Annotated in this window: 8 protein-coding genes; 5 read left to right on the top strand and 3 right to left on the bottom strand. The window is 67.9% G+C overall.

All coding sequences use genetic code 11. The annotated features are described in order from the left end of the window. A partial coding sequence (locus CA983_RS41125; RefSeq protein ID WP_425276511.1) for an alcohol dehydrogenase catalytic domain-containing protein occupies positions 1 to 437 on the bottom strand: 437 nt, incomplete at its 3' end. 125 nt (positions 438 to 562) lie between these two features. Here CA983_RS41125 and CA983_RS41130 point away from each other — a divergent pair. Both CA983_RS41130 and CA983_RS41135 read left to right on the top strand, forming a co-directional pair. Then, positions 563 to 970, top strand: coding sequence for a winged helix-turn-helix transcriptional regulator (locus CA983_RS41130; RefSeq protein ID WP_086605769.1), 408 nt, complete (start codon positions 563 to 565; stop codon positions 968 to 970). Positions 971 to 1071: 101 nt separating this feature from the next. Further along, positions 1072 to 1407 (top strand): YnfA family protein, encoded by a 336-nt coding sequence (locus tag CA983_RS41135; RefSeq protein WP_086605770.1) that lies wholly within the window; start codon positions 1072 to 1074, stop codon positions 1405 to 1407. Positions 1408 to 1455: 48 nt separating this feature from the next. Here the strand turns inward: CA983_RS41135 and CA983_RS41140 are convergent, their stop codons facing one another. After that, the gene (locus tag CA983_RS41140) at positions 1456 to 1890 is read right to left on the bottom strand and encodes an ester cyclase (protein WP_086605771.1); all 435 of its coding nucleotides are present in this window, start codon (positions 1888 to 1890) and stop codon (positions 1456 to 1458) included. A gap of 120 nt (positions 1891 to 2010) precedes the next feature. Between CA983_RS41140 and CA983_RS41145 the strand changes: the two genes are divergently transcribed. From CA983_RS41145 to CA983_RS41150, 3 genes are all read left to right on the top strand, one after another. Next, positions 2011 to 2787, top strand: a complete 777-nt coding sequence (locus CA983_RS41145; protein WP_086605772.1) for an SDR family NAD(P)-dependent oxidoreductase — start codon at positions 2011 to 2013, stop codon at positions 2785 to 2787. Next, positions 2787 to 2963, top strand: coding sequence for a hypothetical protein (locus CA983_RS46975; protein ID WP_167407552.1), 177 nt, complete (start codon positions 2787 to 2789; stop codon positions 2961 to 2963). The genes CA983_RS41145 and CA983_RS46975 overlap by 1 nt, the downstream gene beginning before the upstream one ends. Positions 2964 to 3186: 223 nt before the next feature. Next, complete coding sequence (locus CA983_RS41150; RefSeq protein ID WP_208637159.1) at positions 3187 to 3576, top strand: hypothetical protein; 390 nt, start codon at positions 3187 to 3189, stop codon at positions 3574 to 3576. A 43-nt stretch (positions 3577 to 3619) separates the two neighbouring features. Here the strand turns inward: CA983_RS41150 and CA983_RS41155 are convergent. Further along, positions 3620 to 4418 (bottom strand): RtcB family protein (locus CA983_RS41155; RefSeq protein WP_086605773.1); only part of this gene is annotated, 799 nt, incomplete at its 5' end.

Consider the following 4418-nt stretch of genomic DNA (forward strand, 5'->3'; position numbering starts at 1 on the left):
AGCAGCGACTGGTCCGACGTCAACTCCAGCAGATCCAGCGCCTGAACGGCGGTCAGCGCGTTGAGCGGCAGCGTCGCCGCGCGGACGGGGTCCACCGTGGCGGGCGCCAGGGCCGCGGCGGCCGTGTCCACGACGACGTACTCGGCGTGTGTGCCCAGCGGCTTGACCACGCCGTAGTCGAGCGCCACCACCTCGTCCCCGACACTCCACGAACTGGCCACACCCACCGCGTCCACCGTCCCGGCGACGTCCCAGCCGAGTCCGATCCTCTTCCCCGCACCCCCGAAGACGCCGGCCCGCACACCCGCGTCCACGGGGTTCAGCGCGGCCGCCGCGACCTTGATCCGCACCTCCCGCGCACCCGGCTGAGGCACCTCGGTCTCCACGACCTCCACGGCCTCCGGGCCACCGAACGAGTTCACCACAACAGCACGCACAGCGACTCTCCTTGGATTGCCGGTATCCGGGATGTCCTCCCGATCACTGCGGACAACCCTAGGAAGAGTTACTATCTTTCAGTAAGTAGTTACCCAGGAGTGCGTATGTACCCCGGAGGTGAGCCATGGCGACCATGACGGCGGCCCAGCGCCGCGAACAGGCCCGCGTCGAGTACGACGCGTTCCTCAAGAGCTGCCCCACCAACCAGCTCCTGGACCGCATCAGCGACAAGTGGGTCAGCCTCGTCGTGTCCGCCCTCGCCCCGGGCCCCCTGCGCTACAGCGACCTCGGCCGCAAGATCGCCGGGGTCAGCCCCAAGATGCTGACCCAGACCCTGCGCTCACTGGAACGCGACGGCCTCCTCACCCGCACCGTCACCCCGTCCGTCCCGGTCCGCGTCGACTACGAACTCACCCCCCTGGGCCGCAATCTGGCCTTGCTGCTGACCGCCGTGAAGGACTGGGCGGAGAACCACTTCGACGAGGTCAAAGAGGCCCGCGAGCGCTACGACGCCGAGGGCGCCGACGACTAGCGCGGGGCGTCACGACGGGCGTGGCACCCCGCGCCGCCCCGGCGCCCGGGAGCCGACCCGCCGAGGCGGCAGCCCGGGCGGGGCATGCGAAGCTGACCACCATGCTCGTGCTCCGCTCCGCCGCCCTCTTCGTCGTCGCCGCCCTCTTCGAGATCGGCGGCGCATGGCTGGTCTGGCAGGGCGTGCGCGAGAACAAGGGCTGGCTGTGGGCGGCCGGCGGCGTCGTCGCGCTCGGCGCCTACGGCTTCGTCGCGACGTTCCAGCCCGACGCCCACTTCGGCCGCGTCCTCGCCGCGTACGGCGGGATCTTCGTCGCCGGTTCGATCCTGTGGGGCGTGATCGCGGACGGCTACCGCCCGGACCGCTGGGACATCACGGGCGCACTGATCTGCCTCGCGGGCATGGCAGTGATCATGTACGCCCCGCGAGGAAACTGACCGGCCCCCCGAGCCGGGGGCTCAGAGCCGGGGCTCAGGGCCGGGAACTCAGAACGGCTCGTCGGGCAGCAGCCCCAACTGCCCCAGGAAGTCCATCTCGTCGAAGTACAGGCGGTAGTCGACGATCCGCCCGTCCTTCACGGTGGCGATGTCCACCCCGCGGATCCTGATCTCCTTCTGAGTCGGGGGCAGCGTCTCACCATTGGGCAGTTGCAGCGGCCCGGTGTTCCGTCCGCTGAAGATCCCTTCGTCGATGGCGGTGTCGCCGACTTCGTAGGAATGCAACGGCTGGAACGTCGCCTCGGGGAGCGCCTCCGTCATCGTCCGCCAGTACTCGACGATGTTGTCGCGCCCGTGCAGCTCGCCCTCGTCGGGGGTGAAGGCGACCGCGTCCTCGGCGTACAGCTCGCGGATGACGTTCAGATCGGAGTGCTCGGTGAGCGCGTCCGTGAGCCGGTCCATGACCTCACGCGCTTCTCCCATGACCAACCTCCAGGGGAACAGGAGGATCACCCGCCCCCATTCTCCCACCGCGGGGCCCACCTATCCTGGCCGGAGGCCTTCGCACACAAGTCGGCCCGTCCGCCAGCCCGAGGAGCTCCCATGGCCACCGCCGCCCCGTCCGCCGCCTCCCGCATCGCCGTCGTCACCGGTGCGAGCAGCGGAATCGGCGCTGCCACGGCCCGGCAGCTCGCCGCCGCGGGCTACCGCGTCGTCCTCACCGCCCGCCGCAAGGACCGCATCGAGGCGCTGGCCGAGGAGATCACCAAGGCCGGCCACCAGGCCACGGCGTACCCCCTCGACGTCACCGACCGCGCGGCGGTCGACGAGTTCGCCACGGCCTTCAAGACCATCGGCGTGCTGGTCAACAACGCGGGCGGCGCGCTCGGCGCCGACCCTGTCGCGACCGGCGACCCCGCCGACTGGCGCCAGATGTACGAGACGAACGTCATCGGCACGCTCAACCTCACCCAGGCCCTGCTGCCCAAGCTGGTCGCGAGCGGCGACGGCACGGTCGTGGTCGTCTCCTCCACCGCCGGCCACGGCACCTACGAGGGCGGCGGGGGCTACGTCGCCGCCAAGCACGGCGCGCACGTCCTCGCCGAGACCCTGCGCCTGGAGATCGTCGGCCGGCCGGTCCGTGTCATCGAGATCGCCCCCGGCATGGTCAAGACGGACGAGTTCGCCCTGACCCGCTTCTCCGGCGACCAGGAGAAGGCGGAGAAGGTCTACGAGGGCGTCGCCGAACCCCTCACCGCCGACGACGTCGCCGACACCATCACCTGGGCGATCACCCGCCCCAGCCACGTCAACGTCGACCTCCTGGTCCTCCGCCCCCGCGCCCAGGCCTCCAACACGAAGGTCCACCGGGACCTGTGATGCCGGACGCCGAACGCGACCAGGAACGGCAACAGGAACGGGAACGGGAACAGCGGCGCCTCGCCCAGGAGACGAAGAACGAACGCCACATGTGGTGGTGGCTCGCCTACTTCCTCTTCGGCATCCACATCGTGGCGTTCGTCATGATCTACGCGGTGCTGCACGCCCCGAAGTAGCCCTCACTCACAGGAGTGAACACCCTCGATCACCCGAACGGCAGCTGAACAGGCGCTCCAGGCTCACGCCACACCAGAAGGAGCGTCTGACCGTCGAGATCAACGCCCAAGATGTCGCTCTCCTGCGCAAGTTCCAGGAGTTGACGCCGTATTACAGCAGCATCACCGAGCGCACCCGGTCCACGAACTTCGCCGACGTACACACCTCGGCGATCTGGAGCTTGTGCTCCCTCCAGGCAAGAAACACCATCAACGCACTCGGCCTGCCTTACGGCCGCAAGTCGAAGGCCATCGCAACGCACGTGACGGCATCTACAACGTCCTGTACACGAAGGAGAACGCCCAGCGGCTTGCGGCCGATCTCTACTACGAGGACTGCTTTTCACTGGAGCGCAAGAAGGTCGCAGCCGCCTCACTGATGACATGGATCCGCCCGACGGACATGAGGGTCGCTCCCGAGCGCCGCCGCTGGTCGGAGCAGGAAGACCGTGTACTGCTGCGGCTGGGCAACCACGCGCAGGCCGCCAAGGAACCAGGCCGAACCGAGAAAAGCTGCTGCATCCGTCTGTGGCGCCGGCAGACCAAAAAGGTACCGTTGCCGGCCGATCGATAGACACCCCGAAGAAGCCCCCGGTTTACGCCGGGGGCCTCCTTCATCATCCCTTCACGCACACGAACTGCTTCAGCTTGGCCACGACCTGGACAAGATCGCGCTGCTGATCCATGACCTGATCGATGTTCTTGTAAGCTCCGGGAATCTCATCGAGCACACCTGAGTCCTTACGGCACTCCACTCCTCGCGTCTGCTCCTCCAGATCCCTCACCGTGAAGCGCCGCTTCGCCGCGTTCCGGCTCATGCGCCGACCCGCGCCGTGCGAAGCCGAGTTGAAGGCCTTGTCGTTACCCAGGCCCTTCACGATGTAGGAACTGGCGCCCATGGAGCCAGGAATGATCCCGTACTCACCGGCACCGGCCCGGATCGCGCCCTTGCGGGTCACGAGCAGGTCCATGCCCTCGTACCGCTCCTCCGCCACGTAGTTGTGGTGGCAGGAGATCTCCGGCTCGAAGGTCGGCTTGGCCTTCTTGAACTCCTTGCGGATCACGTCCTTGAGGAGCGCCATCATGATCGAGCGGTTGTACTTCGCGTACTCCTGCGCCCAGAACAGGTCGTTGCGGTACGCCGCCATCTGCGGGGTGTCCGCGACGAACACGGCGAGGTCGCGGTCGACCAGCCCCTGGTTGTGCGGGAGCTTCTGGGCCACGCCGATGTGGTGCTCGGCCAGTTCCTTGCCGATGTTCCTGGAGCCGGAGTGCAGGGTGAGCCACACCGAACCCTCAGTATCCAGCAGCAGCTCGAGGTAGTGATTTCCCCCGCCAAGGGTTCCCATCTGCTTGGCAGCCCGCTCCCCCCGAAACCGCACCGCCTCCGCAACCCCGTCGAACCGCCCCCAGAAG

This window comes from Streptomyces swartbergensis, assembly GCF_002148965.1.
Taxonomy (GTDB): Bacteria; Actinomycetota; Actinomycetes; order Streptomycetales; family Streptomycetaceae; genus Streptomyces; species Streptomyces swartbergensis.